This is a genomic window from Saccharothrix sp. BKS2, from assembly GCF_047689505.1.
Lineage (GTDB): Bacteria > Actinomycetota > Actinomycetes > Mycobacteriales > Pseudonocardiaceae > Actinosynnema > Actinosynnema lopnurensis.
In genome coordinates this window covers 270,490-293,990 of sequence record NZ_JAUQOL010000005.1, presented here as the reverse complement: position 1 = coordinate 293,990, position 23,501 = coordinate 270,490, and the positions used below count along the sequence as shown (strand labels likewise).

Below are 23,501 nucleotides of genomic sequence, written 5' to 3'. Positions count from 1 at the left end.
GCCGTGCGATCGCACCTCACCCCCGTGAGCGAGGGCGTCACGCGTCCGTCGCAGCCGGCCGCCTGGTGGAGACCGACTGGGGCACCGCGATGGGCCGGGTCGTGGAGGTCTCGAAGCGGCTGCCGGCCGACAAGGGGCCGCTGACCCACGGCTTCCACACCACCGGCCAGATGTTCATCGAGGAGTACTACGCCCTCGGCGTCATCGGCAAGGCGGGTCTGGGCACGCCGCACATGGACGGCAACACGCGCCTGTGCACCGCGACCAGCGCGGCGGCGTTCAAGGAATCCCTCGGCGCCGACGGGCAACCCGGCTCCTGCACCGACATCGAGCACTGCGACGCGATCTTCCTCTACGGCCACAACACGGCCGAGACCCGGACCGTGCTGTGGATGCGCGTCCTGGACCGCACCCGACCCGCCGACCCGCCGACCATCGTGTGCGTCGACCCGCGCCGCACCCCGGTCGCGCTGGAGGCCGAACGCACGGGGGGAGTGCACCTCGCGCCCAGGGTGGGCACCAACCTGGCGCTGATGAACGGCCTGACCCGCGAGCTGTTCGTCAACGGCTGGGTGGACGAGCGGTGGGTGGACGCCCACACCCCGGGCGTGGAGGACCTGCGCGCCACGGTGGAGCCCTGCACCCCCCAGGAGGTGGCCCGCACCTGCGGCGTCGACGCCGACGACCTGCGCCGGGCCGCCCGCATCCGCCGCATCCTCGACGGCGACCGGTGCTTCGTCGTCGTGCAGGACCTGTTCCTCACCGAGACCGCCCGACTGGCCGACGTCGTGCTGCCCGCCGCCGCCGGGTGGGGCGAGAAGACCGGCACGTTCACCAACGTCAACCGCACCGTGCACCTGTCGGAGAAGGCCGTCGACCCGCCCGGCGAGGCCAGGAGCGACCTGGACATCTTCCTGATGTACGCCGCGGCGGTGGACTTCCGCGACGGGGACGGCGCCCCGCTGATCACCTGGCGCACCCCGGAGGAGGTCTTCGACGCCTGGCGCGAGGCCACCCGTAGTCGACCGGTCGACTACACCGGTCTGTCCTACGCCAGGCTGCGCGGCCCGACCGGCATCCCGTGGCCCGTCAACGACCAGGCCCCGGACGGCACCGACCGGCTCTGCACCGACGCGGTGTTCCCCACCGCCACCGACGAGTGCGAGACCTACGGCCACGACCTGCTCACCGGCGCGGCGGTCACCGGGCAGGAGCACCGGGCCCTGCGACCCGGCGGGCGGGCGTTCCTCAAGGGCGCGCACCACACACCGGCGCACGAGGAGCCGAGTGAGGACTACCCGCTGCTCTGCACCACCGGCCGCACCGCCTACCGGTTCCACACCCGCACCAAGACCGGCCGCTCCCGCTCGCCGCGCGACGCCGCGCCCGACGCCTGGGTGGAGCTGTCGGTCGCCGACGTGACCGACCTCGGCACCGGCGAGGGCGACGTGGTCCGGGTCGAGTCGCCCCGCGGCGCGATCCAGGTCAAGGCCCGCGTCGGGCAGGTCGTGGCGGGAGCGGTGTTCGCCCCGTTCCACTACGGCTCCTGGGACCTCGAGGACGCCGACCCCCACCGCCACTCCGGTCAGGCCAACGAGCTGACCATGACCGTCTGGGACCCGGTGTCCAAGCAGCCCTGCTCCAAGACCGCCGCCTGCCGCGTGGTCAAGGTCCGCGACGGCGACGGCCCCGCACCGGCGCCCACCACCGCCGCGTCCGCACCCGCCGGCGACGGGGTCCCACCCACCGCGGGCGGGGCGCCCACGACCACCCGGCGCGTCGACACGCCGCACTACCCGAACGACCCGGCGGCGGGCACCTCCGGTTCCGCACCGGCCGACGCCGCCGCCGGGGGCCGGTGATGCACCTGAACACCTACCTCGGCCTGGCCCACCGGTCCGAGCAGGCCCTCGCCGACTCCTTCCGCGTCGTCGGCGAGGGCCACGCCAGGCACCCCGACGTGCTGTTCACCTGCCGAACCCCGGCCGCCTTCAGCGGCGACCACGTCACGCGGCTCGGCCCGGTCGTGCGGCGCTGCGGCGACCAGGGCCACGGCGACGTCGAGGAACCCGAGCGCCTGCACGCCGCCGGCCTGGCCGAGGTCCGCTCCGGCCCGGTGGGGCTCCTGCGCGACCTCCAGGACCTCCACGTCCTGGGCGCCCTGGTCCTCACCGCCTGGACCGTCATCACCCGGGCCGCGCAGGGACTGCGCGACGTCGGGCTCCTGCGGATCGCGCGGGACGCCGGCGGCGGGATCTCACGCCAACTGGCCTGGCTCGACACCCGGATGAAGGCGGCCGCACCGCAGGCGCTCATCGTCGCGACGTGACCACAGGGTCAACGTCCCGAGGTGCGGCACCGGCCGTTCATCGGGCCGTTGGTCCGGCTCCGCGCGGATCGGATCGGCCGGGCGGCGCCATGACCTGCACCACCACGGTGGAGGTGGCTCGGTGCGACACGGGTCAGCGGCGGGGTAGCACGCCCAGGAGGGTCGCGGTCAGGGCCAGCTTCAGGTAGTCCCCCAGCTCCAGGTGGAAGCGGGCCAGGTCGGGCTCGGCCCGGTAGGCCGCCTGCAAGCTGGGCGGGGGTGTGCCGTACGCCGACAGCGCGCCGGCCATGACCATGGTTTGCAGGCTGAACAGCGTCGCGTTCTCGCCCAGTTCCGGCAGGTACTCCCGGAGCAGGGCGGTCATGGTCGTCAGGCGTTCCAGGGAGGCGCGCTTGTAGCGCGCCACGACCTCGACGGAGACGTTGTGCTCCAGGACGCTGCCCTGTGCGCCGAAGAGCTCGCACAGCACCACTCGGCCGGAGAGCGAGCGGCTGAGGACCTCGGCCACCGCTGTCGCCCGCTCGCCCATGGGCAGTTCCCGGTCGACGCCGGCGGCCAGCTCGCCCGCCAGTTCCGTCAGCCACTCCCGGAGGAAGTGGTCCAGCAGTTCCAGCAGCACCGCCTCGCGGGACTCGAAGTAGCGCAGCACGTTCGGCTTGGCCAGGCCCACCCGGCGGCTGAGCTCGTTCAAGGTGACCGCGGCCACGGGCATCTCGTCGAGCATCGCCGACGCCGTGTCGAGGATCGCCCGTCGGCGGATCTCCCGCTGCTCCTCGGTGCGCGCCCGCTGGAAAGTCACGATCGCCAGCCTAACTTGAGTACCTGCGGTACGTTGACAACGTACCGCAGGTACCTTATGGTCGTCACTACAAGATACCTTCGGTACTTTAGTGGTGGGGAGCCTGACATGGGCGAGAAGTGGACGACGGCGGACATCCCGGACCAGCGCGGGCGGGTGGCCGTGGTGACGGGGGCCAACACCGGGCTGGGGTACGAGACCGCCAAGGCGCTCGCCGAGCACGGGGCGTCCGTGGTGCTCGCCGTGCGCGACGTCGAGAAGGGCAGGCGGGCCGCGGCCCGCCTGACCGGTGACGTGACCGTGCAGGCGCTGGACCTGACCTCGCTCGACTCCGTCCGGACCGCGGCTGCTGCGCTGCGGTCCCGGCTCCACCGGGTCGACCTGCTGATCAACAACGCCGGCGTGATGTACACCCCGAAGCAGACCACCCGGGACGGCTTCGAGATGCAGTTCGGCACCAACCACCTCGGCCACTTCGCGCTCACCGGGCTGCTGCTGGACCTGATGCTGCCGGTGCCCGGCTCGCGCGTGGTGACGGTCAGCAGCACCGGCCACCGCATCCGGGCCGCGATCCACTTCGACGACCTCCAGTGGGAACGGTCCTACAACCGGGCTGCCGCCTACGGGCAGTCCAAGCTGGCCAATGTCAACTTCTGACTCACTGCCCATAGTTGTGCTGCCTGTTTCAGCAGGTCAAGCCCTGCCTCATCGTTGGCCCTGGTGGCTCTGACCGCCAGTAAGGCCCGTCCGGGGGGCTGGTTCCGCGTAGAGGACGCGTCCGGGCGCGGTGCCGCCGTTAACCGCTGGCTGACTCCTCGTTGCTGATCCTCGTCAGAAGTTCGTGACAACCGTGCAGTCGTGGAGCGTTCGCACCAGTTTCGACGCCAGGACCCAGCGGATCGCAGGGTCGTCGAAGGTGACCGGTTCGTGGTCGACGGGCACGGGGAAGTGCGGTCCTGCGCGGTAGTGGACCCCGTCGACGCCGTGGATCGGGTGTTCGCGTGCGCGGATGACGAAGTGCCCTTCCTTGCGCAGCGCGGGGCAGACGCGAGTCGCCAGGTGCGCGCAGGGCAGGCAGACCGGGGGCTCGGCGACGACCATCCCCTCGGGCCAGCCGGACCACTCCCGGGTGCGGTCGGGGATGAGCCAGAGTGTGCCGTCGTCGTTGCGGTCGGCCGGTCCGGCGCAGACCTGGCACAGCAGTTTGCGCATGGCTCGACGTTGCCGGTGGACGTGGATCTGGGCGAACCGGGGCGTGCCCTGGCCGGGGTTGACCGTGGCGCGGTCCCACAGGACGCCCCTGCTGTCGCGGTCGCCGAGGATCTCGTCCGCGTAGGCGATGCCTGCCCCGCCCGGGAGTACCACGAGTCGCGGGTCCTCCGTCGTTTCCCCGCTCCACATGGCGATGTAGGGGACAACGAGGCGGGACCTGGCCGTTCCCGCGCTGCCGAAGTGGTCCGGAATGTGCGTTGTCAGTGCTGATGACATCAGTGCTGTCGCCTCCGTCGATGTGTGCTTCTTCAGGTAGCGGACAAGACGGAACAGATCAGGCGGCTCGTCGAGCGCGACCGACATCCTCAACGTCCCCTTGCGGCGTTCTGCCGCTGTCGATGCCGGGCACCACCACCTCGGTTTCTCCCCGCACCACCTCGAAGTAGCGGTCGAACCGGGCGAACACCGCGACCACCCCGGCGATGAACGCCGCACCCGGCTGGAGGTCACCCGCGAGGATCCGCGTGACGGTGGAGCGGTTCATCCCGATCACCCGGGCCAGGGCGTAGGCGGAGTTCAGACCGGCGGCTTCGCAGGCCCGGTCGAGTTCGTCCCGACGAAGCCGAATGCGATAGACCGAGGGCTCCATGGCACTCCTCCCGTCGACAGGTCGGCAAAGCGCGGTGGTGCTCGGCCACTTCGCGGTGCCACGCGCTCGCAGTGATCAGTGTTCAGGTAGATGAGCTGGGAAAACACAGCTTCCACGGCGGAACATGGCCAGTGGTCCACGTCGTATCCGGCATTAAATGCGGAGAACCGGCGGTTCTCGCGCACCCGGTAGCCTCCTGTGCCGTGGACCTTCTACCGTTCGAGGAGTACGCCGCCTCGCTGAACCGGAAGCGCACGTCCGCGGGTGTTCTCTTCAGGGACGCGGAGGACCGGGTGCTCCTGGTCGAGACCACGTACAAGCGGGCCTGGGAAATCCCCGGCGGCTCCGTCGACGCGGACGAGACACCCTGGCGAACAGCCGTGCGCGAGGTGCTGGAAGAGATCCACATCGACCGTCCGCTCGGCCGGCTCCTGCTGATCGACTACGTCCCCACCGACGGGCCGATGCCCGAAGGGCTGGCGTTCATCTTCGACGGCGGAGTGATCACCGAGGAAGAGGTGGTGCGGATCGAACCCACCGATCCCGAGATCCGCTCGGTCGGCCTCCACACCCTGGACGCCGCCCGTGATCTGGTGAAGCCGATCCTGGCGCGCCGGATCGAGGTGGCTCTCGACGTTGTCGTGACGGGCGCGCCGGCTCTGTGCGAGTCGGGCTACCGCGTCACCGTGCAAGAGCATCGCTGACCAGCCGCAGCCGGAGGCAACCGTGCACAACGCGCTCTCGGAGAACCTGCCCAGGTTGAGGAAGGCGCGCGACCTCTCCCAGGAGGAACTCGCTGCGGCTGCCGATGTCGGCGTCGACACGGTGGGACGCATCGAACGCGCTGAGACCCGCATGACGCGCCCGTCCACCATGACCAAGTTGGCGAAAGCGCTCGGGGTGTCCGTCGAGGCCCTGCTGGGCGTCGCTTCCGGCGACGAGAAGCAGGACGCCCGAGGTATCGGTGCGCTACGTCAGGCGATCACCGCCACCTCGGCGATCCCCGGCCTGTCCGACTTCGCGGAGCCCGCCGAGGTGGAAGCGCCCACCACGTTGGCACTGACGGCCCACGAAGCTTGGCGCGCCTATGTGGACGGCCGCCACACGACGTTGTTGCACCTGCTCCCGGCGCTGCTCGTGGACGCACGCCGACTCGTGCACAGCACAGCCGGTGACGACAACGCGGTCGCGCACCGCATCCTGTCGACGGCCTATCGCCTGGGCGCCGGTCTCGTCGGCCGGTTCGAACTGGACGACCTCGCCTGGACATCCGCCGAACGCGCCTTGGCCGCCGCGGGCAAGTCCGACAACGTCGAACTGGAGACCGCGATCTCGCTCCGCTACCTCGTGTGGACGCTGGTCAGGCAACAGCGCACCGAGGACGCCGAGCGGGTTGCCGTCCGGGCAGCCGAGCAGGTGGAACCGCGGATGCTCGACCGCGACCCGGACCGCGCCGGGGTGTTCGGCAACCTGATCTTCAACGCGGCCAGCGCGGCCCTGCGGTCCGGCAGCGAGGGGCGTGCGGACGACCTCTTGGCGATAGCGCAGTCGGCCGCCGTCCGGGCAGGGCGCGACAGCGCGAGCGAAGCGGCGATCTTCGGGCCGCGCGTCGCCGCGTTCCAGCTCATCGACCACACCATGCGCCTGGGAGATCCCGAGACGGCGCTGCGGCTCGCCAAGTGGGTGCCCCAGGCCCACGGTGCGGTGCCCGCATTCTGGGAGGCCGGTCACCGGCTGCACCTGGCCCACGCGGCATCCCAACTGCGTCAGGACCGGTTGGCGCTCGCCTACCTCGCTGAAGGCCGTCAACTGGCCCCTGACTGGGTCCGCCGCCAGCCGTTGGCGGTGAAGACCATGCGGACCCTGGTCGATCGCGCACCCAGACGACGGGGCAAGGACTTCGCCGCACTCGTCGCCCACTACGGGGTGATCGAGCGCGTGTGACGTCCGGTGCGGCCGATTACACGAAGCTGGTCGCGAGCCACCAGTACGGCAGACCACCCACGATCAAGCCGACGACCGTACCGGCTGTGACCTGTGGCGTCGTGTGATCCCCCAACTCGACCCGCGACCACGCGACCAGCACTACCGCAAGGCCGACGAGCGCGAGCCAAGGCCCGTAGGCGACGGTGAGGATCACCGCCGAACCAGCGGCGACGGCCGCGTGCATCGAGATCTTCCACCCCCGGGCACCGCGAACGGGAAGCGCGAAGGTGATGGCGATGCTGACGAGCAGGGTCGCGAACATCGCGAGTGCGAGCGCGATCATCTGCCGGGGTGCATCGCCGAGCACGAGCACCGCGATGCCGACGCCGAGGGAGGTGGTGCAGGCGATGAACGGCACCACCCGGCCTTCGCGGTTGATCACGTGGCGGCTGTCCCACCGCCCGCGTCGGGCGCCCCGGATGATGATCGCCATCGGGATGATCGAACCGGTGATCCCGACGATCAACCCCCAGAGCAGGGCGGCGCCGGGGTCGCCGGTGGCGTGCCACCCGATCGCCAGGGGCAGGACGAGCACCCAGACCCAGGGGGCGAGCACTTCGGTGGCCAGCCTGGCGATCCGCCGGTGAACGGTCCTGGTGTCAGTGGACGTGGTCATGGTGGTCCTGGAACTCCTTGACGGCGGCTGTGACGAGGTCTGAGCCGGTGAAGGCGTCCGCGATGCGGACGAGCTGGGCGGCATCGTCGGTCTCGCCGATGACGACGGGCGCGGTGGTCAGCGGTGGCAGGTTCCGGCGCTTGGCTTCGAGCGCGACGGCGATGGTCGCGGCTTCGGCCGTCGCGCGCGCTTCGTGCTCGGGCATCCCGAGGTCGTCGGCTCGTCCGCGCACCTCGGCGGTGACCTCGGGATCGAGGTAGGCGTGCAGCGGCCCGATCAGGACGTCCCGGATCTCGGTGACGCGGATGCGGAGGCGGTCACCACGGCTGCGACGGCCGTAGACGAGTTCCGGGGCCATGGTGGTCAACGCGGACCAGAGCGGGTGCAGGGCGGCATGGGTCCTGCGGGCTTCCAAGCGGACGCCGATCGGGGGCACGAGGACGCCCGCCATCAGCAGCATGACGGCCAGGAACATCCACGGGTTGGAGCCGCTCCACTCGCTGGAGTCGGGTGGGACCGGGACGCCGAGCGCGGCGGCGACGCTGAAGCCGAACCGCCAGGCGACGTAGAGGAGGCCGGTGACGCTGCCCGCGCCGAGCAGCCGCAACCCGAGCCGCAGGTTCGGCCGGCTGATGTGGCGGGCCAGCCGGGACATCAGCAGGACGTCGAGCAGCACCCAGCCGAAGTAGGCCGAGTACACGGCGAGGTACTGGGTCACCCAGGGCCGATCGCCGTATGCGGAGTGGACCTCGGTGATCCCGTGCTGCCACGGACCGAGGAAGTAGAAGGCGGTCAGCCCGAGCAGCGCCGCTACCAGGACGAACCGGCGAAGTCGGGCCTGCCTGACCACGCGGGTGGTGTCGCTGGTGAGGTGCAGGCAGAACATCTGGAGGTAGAACGCGGCGGTCAGGATGCACACGTGCTGCATGAACTGGAGCGGCAGCGCTTCGGTCGCGAGGTCGAACGAACGCCCGGCGAAGCTGATCGCGCCCATGAGCACGCCGAGGTCGAGCAGCAGGAGCGCCACGCACATGGCGCGTACCCCGGGCTTGCGGGTGTGCCGGTAGGACGACATCCAGAACCAGAACGCGGCCGTGACCACCACCAGGACGGGCAGGAAGAAGCTCAGCACGGTTCACCCTTCGAGGATCGAGCCCGCGCGCTCGATGGTGTCGGTCAACTTCTCGTCGGTCGGGTGGTCGCTGGACAGCACGCGCACGGGGCCGAGTCGGCGTTCGAACTCGTAGGCGAACGCCTCAGCCGCCTGTTCCTGCGCGTCGTCGTAGGTGCTGCGGAGCAGGGTCCGGACATCGGTGTCGGCGCTCGGCGTGCCGTGGCGGCACAGCAGGTGCCCGACCTCGTGGAGGATGGAGTGCCGCTGGTGGCTCGGCGTCGTGTCCGTCCGGTAGAGGACGTGCGCGCGGGTGCCCGCCACGATGCACAGCGCCGCGGGCAACGCCTCACCGAGACGGCGGGCGTCCTCGACGGTGTGCGCGGGGTACGGCGCGAGCGCGATCGGTGTCCCGACCATCCGGGAGACCTCGCCCAGCAGGGCGTCCAGGTCGAAGGGGTCGGTGATGGGCAGGCTGCGCGCGAGGCGCACGATCTCCCGGTTGTCGAGCACGGGCCTGTGCGGGTCGCGGTCGCGCGCCCGGGGGACCAGGGCCTGCCACAACCGCGTCAACCGGCGGAGAGGCCCTCGGCGCTCACGCGTCCGGGCTGTCTTGCACATGGCTTCTCTCCCATTCGACCACCTGCTCCACCAGCCCGGCGATCAGCGACTTGCCCGACTCGGTGAGGCTGTCGACGCGGCGCATGAGCACCCGGGCCTTCGCGTTCTGGCGTGGTATCGACAGCTCGCCTTCCTCTTGGTCGTCACCAGGCAGGTTCCCGAGCTGGGCTTCGGTCTCCCAGTACACCTCCGGGTCGAGGAAGTACGCGGGCCGGTAGCCGAAGAAGTCCGCGATGACCTTCAGGTGACTCACGCGCGGGTCGACCGCCTTGGCCTCCTGGCGGAGGTTCCAGAGGTGGGTCTGCGACATCTCCACACCGCGTGCGGTGCACCAGTCCGCGACTTCCTGGTTGCTGTAGGACCGGCCGGGGCGTCTGCTGCCCGACGACGCGGGCTTCCGGTGGCGGTCGAACAGGGTGTTGAGGATCGCGGCCACGCTGGGCATCGGCTGTTCGTCGCTACTCACGACCCATCCCCCTCATCTTCACAGGCTTGAAGATACAAGCACATCTCTTCATCCTGGTTGACGCAACCCCCTGACTTCAACCATGCTGCCCCTACGCAACAACGCACGTGATGATCCTTCTTCACACCCGTGAAGACAGCTCATCGTTGGGGGACGAGTGCTCCGTAGGGCCCAAACCGCAATATCGCGGTCTCGCTGCTGCGCGTTACAGCTCGGATGCGCTCAGTGGTGTAGATCGCGTGCCGCTCTGCTGGCCCGATGGCTGGCGGCGTTATCCCGACCGTCCAACCCGCAGCGTCATCGGCCGTCGAGGGGGCGGCCCACCATGTCCAAGACCACCACCACTCCCGCGGAGTCCGTCGAGCTGGACGACCTGACCGGGCACCTGGAGCTGCTGCGCACGATCGAGGACCAGCTCGCCCGCCTTAAACGCTTGCGCGGTGACCTCCAGAACACGCTGAAGCGACGCCTCGGGGACATCGAGGTGGGCACGGTCAATGGCGTGCCCATGGTCACCTATCGGGCCACGCTGCGCATCGGGCTGAGTCAGACCCTGCTCAAGGAGCGCTACCCGCAGATTGTGCGCGAGTGCGAGGAGATCACCTCGGTGCGGACGTTCCTGCTGGTGGACGCTGCGTGAGCAGGGGGGCGAGGTCCGGCCGGTCTCGGGGGGCCGGCCGGACCCGTCCGCGCACCACCCCCGTGGCGATCGGTGAGCTGACCGCCGACATCGCCCGCCACCTGGTCGGCTTGCCGCTGGACTACGGCGGCACCGTGGAGCGCATCGCCGCCCTGCTGAACGCCGAGCCGCGCAACTCCGCGCACCTGGCCGCGGTGGTCCGCGTCGTCGTGGACGACGCGATGGCCGACCCGTTCCGCGAGACCAACGCCAACCGCTGGCGCGGCGAGCTGCCCGGGTGGGTCCGTCCGCCGATGGTCGGCGCGACGGTGCGGCGCCTGCTGTCGACCGGACTGCTCGTGACCACCGGCCGGTACGTGCGCTCCACCGACTCACGCGGGGGCAACGGCGGGAAGATGATGCCGGTCTACTCGCTCAACCTCGCCGTGCTCGTCGAGCACCAGACCGCCGAGCCCGACCGGGCCGCGACCGCCTGACCGCCTCGCACACCACCGCCGCGCGCATCCACACGCGGCCATGTCGTGCTGTCCACAAGACGTGTTCGCTCTGTTGGGGGATGACCTTTCGTGGCGCGTGATCACGCCCGTCTCTACGTGCACATCTGGACCGACCCGGACTTCGTCGAGCTGTCCGCCGTCGCCAAGCTGATCTACCTCCAGCTGGTCTCACAGCCCAAGCTGGCCTACTCCGGGGTGCTCGACCTGGCGGCCAAGCGCTGGGCGCTGGCGCACCCGGACCTGGACCTGGCAGCCGTGCGGTCGGCGTTGGCCGAGTTGGACGCGGCCAGGTTCATCGTGGTCGACCAGGAGACCGAAGAAGTCCTCGTGCGCAGCTTCATCCGCCGTGACGAGCTGTGGAAGCAGCCCAACGTCCTGCGCGGGGCGCTTCGGGTGGCCTTCGAGATCGTCTCACCGATCCTGCGCGCGGCGCTGGCCAGGGAGCTGCGCCGCCTGCCGGTCGAGGTGACCGGCCCGGCCCCGCTCGTGGCGGCTGACGAGCTGGAGGCCGGAGCGCGGGAGCTGCCCGCCTCGGTGATGGCCGCGATGAACACCCGGTCGACCCGCAAGCCGGCCGGCGGCCCCGCTCCTCGACGGGAACCGGTCTCGAACACCACGGCGAACCCTTTCGGCAACCCTTCGGCGCGGGGCCGGGGAGAAGGGAGTGGGGAGCGGGAGACCGGAGTGGTCCCTCTTGCGTCGGTGGAGGAGGAAGTGGGTGACCCCGCGCCCGCACGCCCCGGCGCCCACCCGCACCTGCGCGAGGACGAGCCCGCGGGCGAGGACGCCGGGACGGAACCGGGCTCGGTGCGGCAGGCCCGGCGCTCCGAGGCCGAACGGCTGGTGACGGTGCACTGCCCCGCCCAGCCCCAGCGCGTGGTGACGGCGCTGCGCGGGCAGGTGATCGGCCTGCTGCGGGAGGGCATCGAGCCCGCCGTGATCGCGGCGGGGCTGCGGGTGTGGGCGAGCAAAAACCTGCCGACGACGTGGCTGCCCGAGCTGGTAGGCGAGCTGATGCGCGCTCACCGAGGACCCGGTGACCCCTCAACCCGCCAGCGTGACCTGGCGACGGCGCAGACGTTCGAGCAGATCCGCGCCGACGCGGTGGCCGATGACGACCGCTCGCCGTTGGGCTTGGCCGTGCGCGGCGAGCTGCCCGCACACGCCGACGCCGCCACCCTGCAACGGCTGTTGGACGAGGCGTTGGCCGCGACGGTGGGCACCGACCCGGGCAAGGACGCCGAGGAGGAGCGCGTGGTGGAGGTGGCCGCGTGACCGCACCGGCCCTGACCCGCTCGGAGGTTCGCGCGCTGCTGTGGCACTACCGCATCGCTGGAGAGGGCCAACCGATCGCCGAGGAGGTGGTGACCGCCTGGTGGCGGGAGTTGCGCGGGAGCACCGCCGCGCAGTGCCATGCAGCGCTGGCCTCAATCCCACCGCAGCGGGTCCGCCAGGTCACGGCGGCCGAAGTCGCCCAGCTGGCCCAGGTCGCCGCGCTGCACCCGACCACCGCACCCGGCTCCACCCGCCCGCCGCTGCCGGTTACCCCGACCGAGCAGGCCCGCGAACGCGCCCGGTTCGCCGTTGCCGGACAACGCGGCATCCGCGCCGTCTACGCGGCGATGGGCTGGGCGCGCAACCCGGAAACGGAGTTGGCGGGGCGGGTGCGCTGCCGGTTCTGCCTGGCCCACGCGGGCCGCATCTGCAAGCCCATCACCCGCACACGCGACGGCCGCCAGGAGGAACGCGACCCGGTCACCCGGATGCACCCCTCCCGCCTGGCCGACGCCCGCGCCCGACAGGCCACGACCCCGACCACCCGCGGCGGCCCGACCCCGCCCGCGCCGCAAGGAGCTTCCGCATGACCGCCGCTTTCGACCACGACGACCACGACCCGCGCGACTTCGCCTACGACGGGGTTGTCCCCAGGTTCGTCCACAACGGGGACAACCCCGACCAGGAACCGCCCGCCCCGCCCACGCGCGACCAGGTCGACGCCGCGCGCCTGGCGTGGGAGGTCGCCGTCGACCAGTTGGTCAGGCCCGGCCTGTTCGTGCTGCACCGCCAGGACGACGGCCAGGAGGTGGCCGAGGTACTGCCGCTGTTGGCGCAGGTCCAGGAGGCGGTGACGCCGGGCAGCAAGCGCGCGGGTGCGGTCGGCAAGCTGGGCAGCCGGCCCCCAGCGAGCCTGGGCGCGCTGGAGCTGCTGGCCGAGATCCGCCACGAGGTCCGCCGCACGTGCGTGGGCCACCGCCACCCCTACCGCACCGACAGCCTGTTGGAGCAGGTGGACATCTGGGGCGGGCACGCCGAGGACTGGCAGCACACCGAAACCGACTACGTGCTGTGGGCTGCCGACCTGGCGAACGGGTGGGTGCGCTCGGCGCGGCTGTTGCTGGACCCGGTGCCCCGCTACCCGTTGCGCGGGCGCGCGTGCCCAGCCTGCGGGGTGGCCACGGTGCAGGTCTGGTCCGACGACGAGATGGACTTCCTGCGGCGCCCGGCGTTGAGCATCGACCCCGACGAGGTGGAAGCGGTGTGCGCCGGGTGCGGGCAGCGCTGGCCGCTGGATGTGTGGGCGCAGCTGGCCCAGACCCTGGACGAACAGCTCCGCCATGAGACTGCCACGTGACCGGCATCACGGTCGAATCAGTTGACCTTCAGTTGCTTCAGCACGCATGATGAACGAACTGGGTACACGTGTGCCCAAAGCTCCCGTCGAAGTCCCGCCCCGCATCTGCGCGGCGGGACTTTTGGCATCTACGGCACAGATCGACGGCACCCTTCAGGCCGGGCGTCGAGTCCTCGCGGTCGCCCTCCCCCTCGACCGCGAGGGCTCCGCCCATCCCGCGCAGTTCAGAACGGCGGTTCGGTCTCGCCCTTGCGGCGCTCCACGACCGCCGCGCCGGGAACGAGCTGCCGCACCGGGATGCCGCCGAAGCCGAACTACGGCACGGAGAACGAGGCCAACGCGAGCCAGCCAACGCGAGCGCTGCGGACCCAGGCGTGCAGTTCGCCCGGCACGGTGCCGTCCAACACCAGACCCCGGTTGCGCGCGACTGGCGGAGCGGGCTTGTCCGACCGGGGTTGCTCCCGGTGAGCCTGTCCCAGGACCACCCACACCGGCTGTGCGGGGGTGAACGCGCGCACCAGCTCGGCGTTGTCCCGGGCAGCCTGATCGAACACGGGTTCGATACTGCATCCGGGTGACCAGAAGGGCAACCCGATCCGGTGCCGGTGGGCCATGAGAGCCGCTGTCCGTCCCCAGAGCCGCTGTCCGGGACCGGACATGCAGAAGGGGGACCGGTCACCCGGTCCCCCTTCAGTTCAGGTGGTCAGCGCATCATCAGACCTCCCACGCGAACAGGGTCGTGGCCACGTGCATGACGGCCTCGTCGTGCCTGCCGTTGCGCACGCGAAAGGGAGTAACGGCCGCCCACTCGTTGCCCTCGAACCCGAAGTACGCCTCGCCGATCGGGTCGTCCGCGTCAAGCCCGGCGAGCACCACCGCCCGGTCCTCCTGGGGGTCGGGCGACATGGCGCGCAGGGCCGTGATCGCCTCAGCTCGCAGGTGCGAGCGCCATGCGTTGTGGGCCAGGGTTCCGATGTAGGCGCTGTGCCGCTCCTCGTCCAGCAGCCCGACCACGCGCAACCGCTCCAACTCCCTGGTCAGCCTGTGCAGGACGCTGTTGTCGGCGTCGTCGCCGGGAAGCGGCCGGCACACCGGCAGGGCGATGCCACGCGCCCCGTCGCGGTCGTCGCGCAGGTGGACGAACACCCGCGCCCCGAACTGCTCGATCAGGTACTGCTGGTTGACCACGTCGAGATCGCTGCCGTGGGTGTCGGAGTAGCGCACCGGTAGTTCCACCAGGTCCGACGTCCACTCCGACGTGCGCAGGTCCTCGTAGTCGACCGTGCCGCCGTGGTCGGCGGTGACGTGCTCAACGAGCCCTTCGCGCAGGCGCAGGAAGCGGCAACCGTGCAGCCGAAGCAGCAGGAACTCCGCGTGCAACTCGCGGTCGTCGTGCTCGTGCCCACCAGGAGCAGGCGTGACCGGTCCGGTCATCGTGTCGTGCCTTTCTCGTGGTACCGCCCCGGTGTTGCTGCACCGGGGCGATAGTGGGTGATTCAGCCGTCCAGCCCGTGCACGAAGTCCCACATGGGCTTGTACTCGGGCAGGTCGCGCAGTGGCGCGATGTAGTCCCGCCACCGGTTCAGGGCGCGTTGGCCGGTGCCGGTGAGCACCGGGCACCCGGTGGCCAGGTCGGTGCCGACGTGGCCACGCTCACGGGCGCGGGCGAGCGCTTCGGCGGTGGTGACGCGGTGGATCGCCTCGCTCCAGCCATAGCCCACCGACAGCGCGTGCAACGCGCGCGCCTCGGAGGCTTGCTCGGCCAGTATGTTGCGCAGCGCGGTGGCCTGCGGGCTCGGCTTCGCGGCCAGTCGGTTCACCGCGCGGGCGAACTCCTCCCGCGCGATCTCCAGCACGTCGTAGGCGAGGAACACCGCGTCCTCGTCGAGGTTGTTACTCTGCGGCTCGTCGGAATTCATGTTGTGCCGTTTCTCGGGTTCCGACAGCGCGCCCCTGGGATGGTGTTGCTGCACCGCTCGACCAGGGGCGTCGCTGTGTCCAAGGGGTGATCAGTCGCAGGCGACCGGCAGGTACGGCCGGAAGCGCCGCCCGAGCCGGCCCAGCCAGCGGCGGTAAACCCGCACGTGCCCGGAGCGCCCGTCGCGCGCCCGCTCCTCCGCCTCGCTGCACAGGTAGACCGCGCCGCCGCCGAAGCGCCGGTCGTCCGGCCGGTCGTGGTTGGCCCAGTTGTACCGGGACACCAGGTGCATCAGGTCGGCGCGCAACCGCTCGGCTCGCACCGGGTCGCGCACGAGGTCGGTGGTCATGCCGTAGACCTCGAAGTCGATGCAGTCGCCCGAGGGCGTGCGGTAGACCCATGCCGCGATGCCGAAGGGCCGCTCGACGTCCAGCGGCGCGTGTGTCAGCCCGTACTCGCGCTCGATGTCCAGGACGATCCGCCGGGCCAGGGCCTTGGTACCCAGATCCGCGGTGCGCGCCCACCGGGCGCCGTACACACGTCGCACCTGGACGATTTCTGTTTTCTGCTCGCGCCGTTCGATTGCCACTGCCATTGTGTCGCTCCCGTTCCTCGCGTCCCCCGTCCGTGGTGTTGCTGCACCCGAACAGGGCTATTCCGCACAATTGCAGTCACCTGCACACAGGGCAATCACTGGATCAAAAATCACTCAAATGGAGCAGAAAGGCACAGGGAAATGCTCGGGCGAGTCAACGGGATGCGTTTTCGACTCGACGTGCAAACCGTGCGGGATGGCGAACTCGCCCAGCAGGTCAGGTGTATGGCCAGTTAGATGCCACGCGCTCGACAGCAGGCCAGCCGTTCGGCGAGATGGCCATCGTCTCCTCGGATTTTGGGTGACACCGGATCCGGCGAGGGCGAAAGGGGTTGCGGGCACTGCTCGCAGCCCCTTTTTCATCTATGCGAAGCCACGCCCAAGGTCATCAAGCAAAGCGTTGGACCGTTCGTTGTCACTTTGTCAGGAGTTTCCCGCAAGGGCTTGAAAGGGATTGTGCCGCCGGTAATGTCTTGGGTGTCACCCAAACCAACCGCCAAGCACCCGAGAGAGGTGCTGGCCGTTTTCAGGGGAATCCCATGACCGAACCGCAGACCCCTGCCGCCATGCCTGCCGCTGTGCAGGCCCAGCAGGAACCCGCCAAGACCTCACCGGCCAAGGCAGAGGGCAAGCCCGTCAAGGCAACCGCCAAGACCTCACCGAAGGTTGAGCCCAAGCCCACCAAGGCAGAGGACAAGCCCAAGGTGGAGCCGGTCCGGCCGGACCGGGACGCCTGGGCGCGGCTGGCGACGGCGAACAACAGCTCCCGTTCCGTGAACGAGCTGCTGAAGAAGGCCGGGTTGTCCGGGTGGAACGTGACCCGTCAGCCGATGGCGGCGCTGGTGCCGTCCGGGAAGTGCACCGAGTGCGACCAGCCGGTGGGCCGCAAGCACACCACCGGGTGCCTCATGCTGGCCGACCTGCCCAGCGAGAAGGGGTTGGTGGAGGCGGACCACACCACCGTTCCGGTGGAGGCACCGGGGGTGTGGTCCCTGGTCAAGTCCGACCCCGAGGCCGACTTCGGGTTCCGGCACATCGGGACCACCACCCGGGAGGCCAACCCGGTGCCGATCGAGGTCCGGGGCGCGATCCTGTCCGAGATCCTGAGGGCCGTCCCCGGTGCCAAGACCGGTCCGGCCGGCCCGCTCTGGGAGGGCACGGGCGCGTTCGTGTCGGTGCGCGTGCCCGAGCTGGTGTCCGTGGGCAAGGTGGACAAGGTGGAGATGAGGGCCGTCCTGGTCAACTCCCTGGTGCCCGGCAGGGGTTCCGTGGTCCGGGTGATGCCGGTGCACACTGGCACCCAGGTGGTGTTCCCGGTGACCCTGCCCGGGGTGTCCGACCGGGTGGAGCTGACCCCGGACAACGACGCGGACGCCCGGACCACCGAGGCCAGTGAAGCCCTGGACCTGTTCCACCGGTTCGCGGAGGAGTTCGGGGAGATCGCCAACAAGCTGCTCCGCAAGAAGATGACCGCCAAGGAGTTCGAGACGTTCGCCGACGCGGTGCTGAAGGACAAGCCGATGCCGAACCAGGGTGCCGCCCCGTATCGGGCCCATGAGGTCCGCACCGGGGTGGTGGGCAAGCTGTTCCGGGGCGAGGTGGACCTCACCGAGAAGGTGAAGGGCACCCGGTGGGCCGCTCTGCTGGCCGTGATGTCTTGGGTGCAGAACATCAAGCCCCCGAAGGCGGCCGGTGACCGGGGCTTGCAGGACCGTGCCCACCTGGCCGTGTTCCCCGCCCGGGAGGGCCTGAACACCGCACAGACCGCCCTGACCCTGCTGACCGCCGACCTGTAGGCCGGAACCGGCCGACAACCCGACTGCCCCCGGCAACCCCGCCGGGGGCAGTCCCGTGCACGGGGGTGGACGCGCTGCCCTCCCGTGCCTCCCGCCCCTGCACCCGCCCCGGTTGCCCGAACCGCACCGGCACCGGGGGCATGTGCCCCGACTGCCGCACCCGCTCCCGCCGTGCCCACGGCACGAGCGCTCAGCGCGGCTACACCGCCGGCCACCGGTCCCGCTTCCGCCCTGGGGTGCTCTCCCGTCCCGGTGACCGGGTGTGCCGCTGCGATCTCACCGACTGCCTCGACCACCCGGACACCGGCTGTTCCGCCCCGTCCACCGTGGCCGACCACTGGCCGCTCACGCGCCGTGAGCTGGTAGCCGCTGGGGTGGACCCCGACCATCCGGACCGGGGCAGGGGTCTCTGTGGACCGTGCCATGCCCGGATCACCGCCCGGGACTGCCGCACCAGAGGAGGGTGGAACAGCCCGTGAGCCGGCAGGCCACGCACCGAGCGCGGCCCGTGCGGCACCGGCCGCGCCACCCCAGGGGGGTGACCCTTGACCGGCCAGGAAGGGCACAAGCCACTGAGGCCCGGTCCCGTCCCGCCAGGTTTCCGGCAACGCCGATCCCACGTCCGTCGACCGGTGCCCGAGGACAGCGAAGCCGGACGCGAGCTGGCCGCCGTGCTGGAGCGCCTGGCGCTCGCGGCCGACCAGGTCCACGCCTGGGTGGACGAGCACGAATTCCTTGTGCGACAAGCATACGAGCTGGGCGCGACGCAACACGAGATCGCGCCTCACGCCCAGGTCGCGCAGTCCACGGTGAGCCGGATGATCGCCCGCGACGCCACGGCCTGATCTCGCCCGTCCGGTGATGCGGCCCGCATCACCGATGCGTCACGCATCACGACCACCGGAGGTGCGCCGTACCCATCGTTGTCGACGGGATTACCCCGTCCGAGGATATCCGCGCCGAACTCGCGGCCGAGGGGAAACCGGTTTTGCTCGGCTTCAGCCGGGGCAAGGACAGCCTTGCCGCGTGGCTGGCGATGCGGGAAGCCGGGATCGAGGTGGTGCCCTACCACCTGTACCTGGTGCCGGGCCTGCGGTTCATCGAGGACTCGCTGAAGTTCTACGAGGACTTCTTCGACACGCACATCCTCAACCTGCCGCACCCGGCGCTGTTCCGCTGGCTCAACACGCTGATGTTCCAGCCCCCGGAGCGCGCGGCGGTCATCGAGGCCGCCCAGCTCCCCGAACCGGCGTATGAGGAGCTGGCCGACCTCATCCGCACGGACGTCGACCTGCCCGCGGCCTGGAACGCCGACGGCGTCCGCGCCGCCGACTCGCCCAACCGCCGGATGGCGATGGTCACCCACGGCCCGAAGCGCGAGCACCTGCGCAAGGTCAGCATCGTGTGGGACTGGCGCATCGCCGACGTGCGCGAAGCCCTCACCCGGCACCACTGCCCGCTGCCCCCGGAGTACGAGTGGTTCGGCCGCAGCTTCGACGGGCTGGACTTCCGGTTCCTCGACCCCATCCGGCGCCACGCCCCGGACGACTACGAGCGGATCTTGTCCTGGTTCCCGCTCGCCGACCTGGAGGTGTTCCGCCGTGACCTCGCCCGCTGACCCCAACGCCGACCTCCTGGTCCAGCTCCAGGCCACCGCCGCCATCGGCGGACCGACCTCCAACGCCGACCTGCTGGCCCAGCTCAACGCCGACCCCGAACCCGACCCCTCGCCGACGTCACCTATACCGGCGACCTGGCCACCGACTTGACCGCGGAACTCGACGCCCTGGCCCGCGGCTTCCGCGAGCGCACCGCGCGGGAGGACGAGCGGTTCCGGCTCGCCACGGACTCGGAGTTCTGGTTCGTCCTGTGCTTCAAGTCCCGAGAGGAGAAGGACGCGTTCCTGCGCGCCGGGCGGCTGTTCCACCTCGGGGACAAGTACCTCGACGGCCGCGCCGCCGCGTCGGCGCTGGGCGTCGACCTGCCCGAACCCGACACCGGAAAGGAGGACTGACGATGCGAGGCCGACTCGGCCGCCTCGTCGCGGGTGCCCGCCGCGCGCTGTCCCGGCGCGCGGCCAGCCCGTCACGAGGCCGCAGTTCCGGTTCCTGACCACCACATCACCGGTTCACCCGATGGGGTCATGACCTGGGCTTACGGAGCTATGGTCCATACCCAGAATTCTGGTTTTATGGCCTCTGCCAGAATCGGTGTTGCGGACAGCTATGACGCTAGACACGGGGGCACCCCCGCGTCTAGCTGCAAGAAGTCCGCCTCGCAGTGGGTGGTAGTGCCCGCTTGCGTGGGCACCACCACACCACTACCGGACCAGGTTGCTCAGTTCGCCGACTAGCGCCGCAACCTGGACCAACAAGGTGAGGTAGACGAGGACTCGATCGGGGATGCCACCCCGGTCGGGCCTTCGTTCCTCGTCACGCTCGGGACGGTCGTCCTCCGCGTGATCATCGTCGTTCAACCCTGGCTCCTGCCGTCCATCGTGTGGTTCTCCCTCGCGAGTCGAGGGCGGGGCTCGACCGTGACGGCACGCAAACGCACTGGACTTCGTGGTCAACAACGTGGACAAGTTGTAGCGCGTGCTTCCGACAGCCCGGTACAACCCCCCTTGTTTGAACAACGACGGGTTGAAGTGAGACCCTCGCCGGTTTGCCCTCGACACCTTCGTGACCAGGAGGGATGGCTTGGGAAAGCGTGGACCTGCGGCTAAGCCCACCGCCCTGCGCGTCCTGCACGGCGACCGCGCCGACCGGATCAACGACCGGGAACCGGTTCCGCCGGTGGGTGAGATCGTGTGCCCGGAGTGGGCTTCGGACGGTGCGCGGGAGATCTGGGCGCGGCTCGCTCCCGATCTGGAGAAGCGCAAGGTGCTGACCACGTGGGACGTGGACGCCTTCCTGATCCTGTGCGAGGCGCTGGCCCGCTACCGCAACGCCACCGCCCTGGTCAACGGCTCCGCGCTGCTGGTGCAGGGCGGAGCCGGTCTGATGAAGAACCCGGCGCTTCAGGTGCAGGCCGAGGCCGAGCGCACGTTCCTCACCTACGCCGCCCGTTTCGGCCTGACGCCGTCGGATCGCCAGTCGATCAAGGTCGAGGTGGGCGGTGGCGACCAGAACCAGGGCGCAGGCCGCCTCCTCAGCTAAGTCCCGCGCCGACACGAAGCGCACCAAGACCAGTTCGCGCACCGGCACCGCTACGCCCCGAACAACCACCAAGACACCCAACCGCGGGGCGCGGTTGCCGGTGTGCGGGCGCACCTTCGACGGCCGCACCTGTCGCAAGCGCGGCGATCACTTCTGCAAGCCCCGCGCCGACCACGCGCAGGCGTTCGCGGAGGAGATCTGCGTCCACACCAAGGACCGGTGGGCGCGGCGGCCGTTCATCCTCGCCGAGTGGCAGCGCGAGGACATCGTCCGGCCGCTGTTCGGCGAGGTCCGCTGGGACGACGAAGCTCTCTGCTACGTCCGCCGGTTCCGCATCGCGTGGATCGAGCTGGCCCGCAAGAACGGCAAGTCCGAGCTGTTGGCCTTCGTCGCTCTGTACCTGCTGGTCGGGGACGGTGTGGAGTCGGCCGAGGTCTACGGCTGTGCCCGCGACACCGACCAGGCGAAGCTGGTATTCAACGTCGCCGCCCGCATGGTCCGACTGTCGCCGGTGCTATCCAAGCGGCTGCGGGTCATCGAGCACTCGGCGCGCATCGTGGACGAGAAGACCAACAGCGTCTACGCGGTCGTGCCTGCCGACGCGCTGGGCAACCTGGGCTCCAACCCGTCATGCGTGATCTTTGACGAGGTCCTGACCCAGCCCAACGGCGACTTCTGGAACGCCATGCGCACCGGCATGGGCACGCGGCTTGAGCCGCTGTTGATCGCGGCCACGACCGCGGGCAACGACCCGGCCTCCTTCGCCAAGGCCGAGCACGACGAGTTCGCCAAGATCGCCGAGGACCCGGCGAGGGCGCCACACCGGTTCGTCTACCTGCGCAACACCCCGGCCGACGCCGACCCGTGGGACGAGGCGAACTGGTACTACGCCAACCGGGCGCTGGGTGACTTCCTGTCGCTGGCCGCGCTACGGGAAGAAGCTCTCGAAGCCCGCAACGACCCGCTCAAGGAGAACGCCTTCCGGCAGTTCCGCCTGAACCAGTGGGTCAACCAGGCGTCGCGGTGGATGCCGATGCACCTCTACGCGGCGTGCACCGGCAGCACCCGCGACGAGCCCGCTGCCCTGCGCCGCGAGCTGGCCTGCCGTCCCGCCTGGGGCGGGCTGGACTTGGCCTCGAAGCTGGACCTGACCGCCTGGTGCCTGATCGTGCCGGACGGCATCGACGGCCACCCCAGCGCCTTGTGGCGGTTCTGGCTGCCCGAAGCCGGGGTCGCGTTCCTGGACGAACGCACCGACGGCAAGGTCAGCCAGTGGGCCGCAGCGGGGTGGATCACGGTCACCGACGGGGAGGTCATCGACTACGACAAGGTGGAAGCCGACATCATCGCCGACACCGGCCTGTTGCGGGTCGCGGACATCTCCTACGACGAGTGGTCGGGCGAACCCGTCCGCCAACGCCTGGAGAAGAAGACAGGCGTACCGATGTTCCCGGTCGCCCAGACCTACAAGAGCATGACGGCGGGCATGACCGAACTCATGGCCCTGACCAAGTCACGCGGCTGGAGCCACCACGGCAACCCCGTCGCCGAGTTCTGCTTCGACTCCGTCGAAGTCCGCCACCCACCCGGCGAACCCGACCTCATCCGACCCGACAAGCCCGAACGCGGCAAGACCGGCAAGAGAATCGACGCCGTGCCCACCGCCGCTATGGCCGTGGGCGGCTGGAAGCTGCGCGGCACAAAGCCGAGGAAGTCCGGCAGAATGGTGGTGATGGGTTAGACGCGCAAGGGCTTACCCGAGGTGGTGCAGCGCACGGTGCACCTGCTCAAGGCGCGTGACGGCCTCGCCGGTCGGTCAAGTGATGTCCAGCGACGTGGCGCGGTCGTAGAAGTCGTAGACGCTGGTGTCGGCGGTCGATCCCATCCACGGTGACTGTGCGCCGGTGTAGTTGAGGCCCTCGAAGAACTGCACCACGCAGGTGTTGTAGGTCTTGACGGAGCTGATGGAGTTGTCCAGCGTCTCGCCGGCTTGCCCGTTGGGCAGGAGGTAGCGCAGTGTCGTCAGGTTGGGCAATTTCTTGCCCTCGTTGTCAATGGCCAGGGTGCAGCGGGTTGCCCCACCGATGATCTGGACGCCGCCGCCGGTGTTGAAGTTAACCCAATTCACGACGTGGATGTAGTCGTACCCGGCCTGTGCCGCTCGGTAGTCCTGGAGTGCTTGGTGGCGGTAGAAGCACTGGCCGGACTGTACAGTGATGTCGTAGTAGCAGTACTTCGCCGCTGCGGACGCCGTCGGCGCCGCCACGACGAGGGCTGCGGTGACGATCGCCGACATCGCGAAACTGGCGAAGAACTTGTGGAATCGCACTGGTTCCCCCTGCTGGACGAGAAGCGGATGGCCCAACCTCCCCGTCGCCCTACCGTGCCAGCCGTGCCGGGTTGCCGTAAGCCAGCAAAGGGGTGACCGCAGGTGACGCATCGGCGCTGACCACGACGCGCCTCTTGTCTCACGCCC

General features: G+C 70.1%; 27 protein-coding genes and 1 pseudogene. 16 read left to right on the top strand and 12 right to left on the bottom strand.

Going from position 1 to position 23,501, the window contains the following annotated elements; all coding sequences use genetic code 11:
- Nucleotides 1-65: 65 nt before the first annotated feature.
- Nucleotides 66-1,862 carry a molybdopterin oxidoreductase family protein gene (locus tag Q5530_RS12480; protein ID WP_415362340.1) on the top strand — a complete coding sequence of 599 codons (1,797 nt, stop codon included), beginning with the start codon at nucleotides 66-68 and terminating at the stop codon, nucleotides 1,860-1,862.
- Nucleotides 1,862-2,329: a hypothetical protein gene (locus Q5530_RS12475; protein ID WP_415362339.1), complete on the top strand. Its 468-nt coding sequence runs from the start codon at nucleotides 1,862-1,864 to the stop codon at nucleotides 2,327-2,329. Before Q5530_RS12480 ends, Q5530_RS12475 begins: the two co-directional genes overlap by 1 nt.
- A 133-nt stretch (nucleotides 2,330-2,462) precedes the next feature.
- Here Q5530_RS12475 and Q5530_RS12470 read toward each other — a convergent pair whose 3' ends face one another.
- Nucleotides 2,463-3,128, bottom strand: coding sequence for a TetR/AcrR family transcriptional regulator (locus Q5530_RS12470; RefSeq protein WP_415362338.1), 666 nt, complete (start codon nucleotides 3,126-3,128; stop codon nucleotides 2,463-2,465).
- Nucleotides 3,129-3,236: 108 nt separating this feature from the next.
- Between Q5530_RS12470 and Q5530_RS12465 the strand changes: the two are divergent.
- Nucleotides 3,237-3,782 (top strand): annotated as a pseudogene (locus Q5530_RS12465) (oxidoreductase); the annotation flags it as partial.
- A 177-nt stretch (nucleotides 3,783-3,959) separates the two neighbouring features.
- Here the strand turns inward: Q5530_RS12465 and Q5530_RS12460 are convergent.
- The gene (locus Q5530_RS12460) at nucleotides 3,960-4,703 is read right to left on the bottom strand and encodes a hypothetical protein (protein ID WP_415362337.1); all 744 of its coding nucleotides are present in this window, start codon (nucleotides 4,701-4,703) and stop codon (nucleotides 3,960-3,962) included.
- Nucleotides 4,675-4,989 carry a helix-turn-helix domain-containing protein gene (locus Q5530_RS12455; protein WP_415362336.1) on the bottom strand — a complete coding sequence of 105 codons (315 nt, stop codon included), beginning with the start codon at nucleotides 4,987-4,989 and terminating at the stop codon, nucleotides 4,675-4,677. The genes Q5530_RS12460 and Q5530_RS12455 overlap by 29 nt, the downstream gene beginning before the upstream one ends.
- 203 nt (nucleotides 4,990-5,192) lie before the next feature.
- Here Q5530_RS12455 and Q5530_RS12450 point away from each other — a divergent pair, with 203 nt between their 5' ends.
- Together Q5530_RS12450 and Q5530_RS12445 are read left to right on the top strand one after the other, a co-directional pair.
- Nucleotides 5,193-5,693 carry an NUDIX domain-containing protein gene (locus Q5530_RS12450; protein WP_415362335.1) on the top strand — a complete coding sequence of 167 codons (501 nt, stop codon included), beginning with the start codon at nucleotides 5,193-5,195 and terminating at the stop codon, nucleotides 5,691-5,693.
- Nucleotides 5,694-5,715: 22 nt separating this feature from the next.
- Nucleotides 5,716-6,933 carry a helix-turn-helix transcriptional regulator gene (locus Q5530_RS12445; protein WP_415362334.1) on the top strand — a complete coding sequence of 406 codons (1,218 nt, stop codon included), beginning with the start codon at nucleotides 5,716-5,718 and terminating at the stop codon, nucleotides 6,931-6,933.
- A gap of 16 nt (nucleotides 6,934-6,949) precedes the next feature.
- Here the strand turns inward: Q5530_RS12445 and Q5530_RS12440 are convergent, their stop codons facing one another.
- The 4 genes from Q5530_RS12440 to Q5530_RS12425 are packed head-to-tail and all read right to left on the bottom strand — an operon-like array spanning nucleotide 6,950 to nucleotide 9,759.
- The gene (locus Q5530_RS12440) at nucleotides 6,950-7,591 is read right to left on the bottom strand and encodes a hypothetical protein (RefSeq protein ID WP_415362333.1); all 642 of its coding nucleotides are present in this window, start codon (nucleotides 7,589-7,591) and stop codon (nucleotides 6,950-6,952) included.
- Entirely contained in the window at nucleotides 7,575-8,723 is a 1,149-nt protein-coding gene (locus Q5530_RS12435; protein ID WP_415362332.1) for an MAB_1171c family putative transporter, read from the bottom strand. The genes Q5530_RS12440 and Q5530_RS12435 overlap by 17 nt, the downstream gene beginning before the upstream one ends.
- Before the next feature lie 3 nt (nucleotides 8,724-8,726).
- Complete coding sequence (locus tag Q5530_RS12430; protein ID WP_415362331.1) at nucleotides 8,727-9,275, bottom strand: ImmA/IrrE family metallo-endopeptidase; 549 nt, start codon at nucleotides 9,273-9,275, stop codon at nucleotides 8,727-8,729.
- Between the two features lie 22 nt (nucleotides 9,276-9,297).
- Nucleotides 9,298-9,759: a hypothetical protein gene (locus tag Q5530_RS12425; RefSeq protein WP_415362330.1), complete on the bottom strand. Its 462-nt coding sequence runs from the start codon at nucleotides 9,757-9,759 to the stop codon at nucleotides 9,298-9,300.
- Between the two features lie 355 nt (nucleotides 9,760-10,114).
- Here Q5530_RS12425 and Q5530_RS12420 point away from each other — a divergent pair, with 355 nt between their 5' ends.
- The 5 genes from Q5530_RS12420 (at nucleotide 10,115) to Q5530_RS12400 (ending at nucleotide 13,558) form a co-directional block, all read left to right on the top strand.
- Nucleotides 10,115-10,429, top strand: coding sequence for a hypothetical protein (locus tag Q5530_RS12420; protein WP_415362329.1), 315 nt, complete (start codon nucleotides 10,115-10,117; stop codon nucleotides 10,427-10,429).
- 62 nt (nucleotides 10,430-10,491) lie between these two features.
- Nucleotides 10,492-10,905 carry a hypothetical protein gene (locus tag Q5530_RS12415; RefSeq protein ID WP_415362328.1) on the top strand — a complete coding sequence of 138 codons (414 nt, stop codon included), beginning with the start codon at nucleotides 10,492-10,494 and terminating at the stop codon, nucleotides 10,903-10,905.
- A 90-nt stretch (nucleotides 10,906-10,995) separates the two neighbouring features.
- A complete protein-coding gene (locus tag Q5530_RS12410) occupies nucleotides 10,996-12,201 on the top strand; it encodes a hypothetical protein (RefSeq protein WP_415362327.1) in 1,206 nt (401 codons plus the stop codon).
- A complete protein-coding gene (locus Q5530_RS12405; protein WP_415362326.1) occupies nucleotides 12,198-12,791 on the top strand; it encodes a hypothetical protein in 594 nt (197 codons plus the stop codon). The genes Q5530_RS12410 and Q5530_RS12405 overlap by 4 nt, the downstream gene beginning before the upstream one ends.
- On the top strand, nucleotides 12,788-13,558 hold the full coding sequence (locus Q5530_RS12400; protein WP_415362325.1) for a hypothetical protein: 771 nt from the start codon (nucleotides 12,788-12,790) through the stop codon (nucleotides 13,556-13,558). The genes Q5530_RS12405 and Q5530_RS12400 overlap by 4 nt, the downstream gene beginning before the upstream one ends.
- A gap of 314 nt (nucleotides 13,559-13,872) precedes the next feature.
- Here Q5530_RS12400 and Q5530_RS12395 read toward each other — a convergent pair whose 3' ends face one another.
- From Q5530_RS12395 to Q5530_RS12380, 4 genes are all read right to left on the bottom strand, one after another.
- Nucleotides 13,873-14,112 (bottom strand): hypothetical protein, encoded by a 240-nt coding sequence (locus Q5530_RS12395; RefSeq protein ID WP_415362324.1) that lies wholly within the window; start codon nucleotides 14,110-14,112, stop codon nucleotides 13,873-13,875.
- A 160-nt stretch (nucleotides 14,113-14,272) separates the two neighbouring features.
- Nucleotides 14,273-14,992, bottom strand: a complete 720-nt coding sequence (locus Q5530_RS12390; protein WP_415362323.1) for a hypothetical protein — start codon at nucleotides 14,990-14,992, stop codon at nucleotides 14,273-14,275.
- A gap of 62 nt (nucleotides 14,993-15,054) precedes the next feature.
- Complete coding sequence (locus tag Q5530_RS12385) at nucleotides 15,055-15,477, bottom strand: hypothetical protein (protein WP_415362322.1); 423 nt, start codon at nucleotides 15,475-15,477, stop codon at nucleotides 15,055-15,057.
- A gap of 90 nt (nucleotides 15,478-15,567) precedes the next feature.
- Nucleotides 15,568-16,071: a hypothetical protein gene (locus Q5530_RS12380; protein ID WP_415362321.1), complete on the bottom strand. Its 504-nt coding sequence runs from the start codon at nucleotides 16,069-16,071 to the stop codon at nucleotides 15,568-15,570.
- A 539-nt stretch (nucleotides 16,072-16,610) separates the two neighbouring features.
- Between Q5530_RS12380 and Q5530_RS12375 the strand changes: the two genes are divergently transcribed.
- From Q5530_RS12375 to Q5530_RS12350, 6 genes are all read left to right on the top strand, one after another.
- Complete coding sequence (locus Q5530_RS12375) at nucleotides 16,611-17,867, top strand: DUF932 domain-containing protein (protein ID WP_415362320.1); 1,257 nt, start codon at nucleotides 16,611-16,613, stop codon at nucleotides 17,865-17,867.
- A 632-nt stretch (nucleotides 17,868-18,499) separates the two neighbouring features.
- Nucleotides 18,500-18,712 carry a hypothetical protein gene (locus Q5530_RS12370; protein ID WP_415362319.1) on the top strand — a complete coding sequence of 71 codons (213 nt, stop codon included), beginning with the start codon at nucleotides 18,500-18,502 and terminating at the stop codon, nucleotides 18,710-18,712.
- 143 nt (nucleotides 18,713-18,855) lie between these two features.
- Nucleotides 18,856-19,485, top strand: a complete 630-nt coding sequence (locus tag Q5530_RS12365) for a hypothetical protein (protein ID WP_415362318.1) — start codon at nucleotides 18,856-18,858, stop codon at nucleotides 19,483-19,485.
- A gap of 147 nt (nucleotides 19,486-19,632) precedes the next feature.
- Nucleotides 19,633-19,881, top strand: coding sequence for a hypothetical protein (locus tag Q5530_RS12360; protein WP_415362317.1), 249 nt, complete (start codon nucleotides 19,633-19,635; stop codon nucleotides 19,879-19,881).
- Between the two features lie 685 nt (nucleotides 19,882-20,566).
- Nucleotides 20,567-21,025, top strand: a complete 459-nt coding sequence (locus Q5530_RS12355; RefSeq protein ID WP_415362316.1) for a phage terminase small subunit P27 family — start codon at nucleotides 20,567-20,569, stop codon at nucleotides 21,023-21,025.
- Nucleotides 20,985-22,766 carry a terminase large subunit gene (locus Q5530_RS12350; protein WP_415362315.1) on the top strand — a complete coding sequence of 594 codons (1,782 nt, stop codon included), beginning with the start codon at nucleotides 20,985-20,987 and terminating at the stop codon, nucleotides 22,764-22,766. Before Q5530_RS12355 ends, Q5530_RS12350 begins: the two co-directional genes overlap by 41 nt.
- Nucleotides 22,767-22,841: 75 nt before the next feature.
- Here the strand turns inward: Q5530_RS12350 and Q5530_RS12345 are convergent, their stop codons facing one another.
- Entirely contained in the window at nucleotides 22,842-23,354 is a 513-nt protein-coding gene (locus Q5530_RS12345) for a hypothetical protein (RefSeq protein WP_415362314.1), read from the bottom strand.
- Nucleotides 23,355-23,501 lie beyond the last annotated feature (147 nt).

Excerpts from the sequence above, each read along its gene's own strand:
- Q5530_RS12375 (WP_415362320.1), top strand. The coding sequence starts at position 16,611 with ATGACCGAACCGCAGACCCCTGCCGCCATGCCTGCCGCTGTGCAGGCC.
- Q5530_RS12460 (WP_415362337.1), bottom strand. The coding sequence starts at position 4,703 with ATGTCGGTCGCGCTCGACGAGCCGCCTGATCTGTTCCGTCTTGTCCGC.
- Q5530_RS12385 (WP_415362322.1), bottom strand. The coding sequence starts at position 15,477 with ATGAATTCCGACGAGCCGCAGAGTAACAACCTCGACGAGGACGCGGTG.
- Q5530_RS12455 (WP_415362336.1), bottom strand. The coding sequence starts at position 4,989 with ATGGAGCCCTCGGTCTATCGCATTCGGCTTCGTCGGGACGAACTCGAC.
- Q5530_RS12475 (WP_415362339.1), top strand. The coding sequence starts at position 1,862 with ATGCACCTGAACACCTACCTCGGCCTGGCCCACCGGTCCGAGCAGGCC.
- Q5530_RS12400 (WP_415362325.1), top strand. The coding sequence starts at position 12,788 with ATGACCGCCGCTTTCGACCACGACGACCACGACCCGCGCGACTTCGCC.
- Q5530_RS12380 (WP_415362321.1), bottom strand. The coding sequence starts at position 16,071 with ATGGCAGTGGCAATCGAACGGCGCGAGCAGAAAACAGAAATCGTCCAG.
- Q5530_RS12390 (WP_415362323.1), bottom strand. The coding sequence starts at position 14,992 with ATGACCGGACCGGTCACGCCTGCTCCTGGTGGGCACGAGCACGACGAC.
- Q5530_RS12420 (WP_415362329.1), top strand. The coding sequence starts at position 10,115 with ATGTCCAAGACCACCACCACTCCCGCGGAGTCCGTCGAGCTGGACGAC.
- Q5530_RS12440 (WP_415362333.1), bottom strand. The coding sequence starts at position 7,591 with ATGACCACGTCCACTGACACCAGGACCGTTCACCGGCGGATCGCCAGG.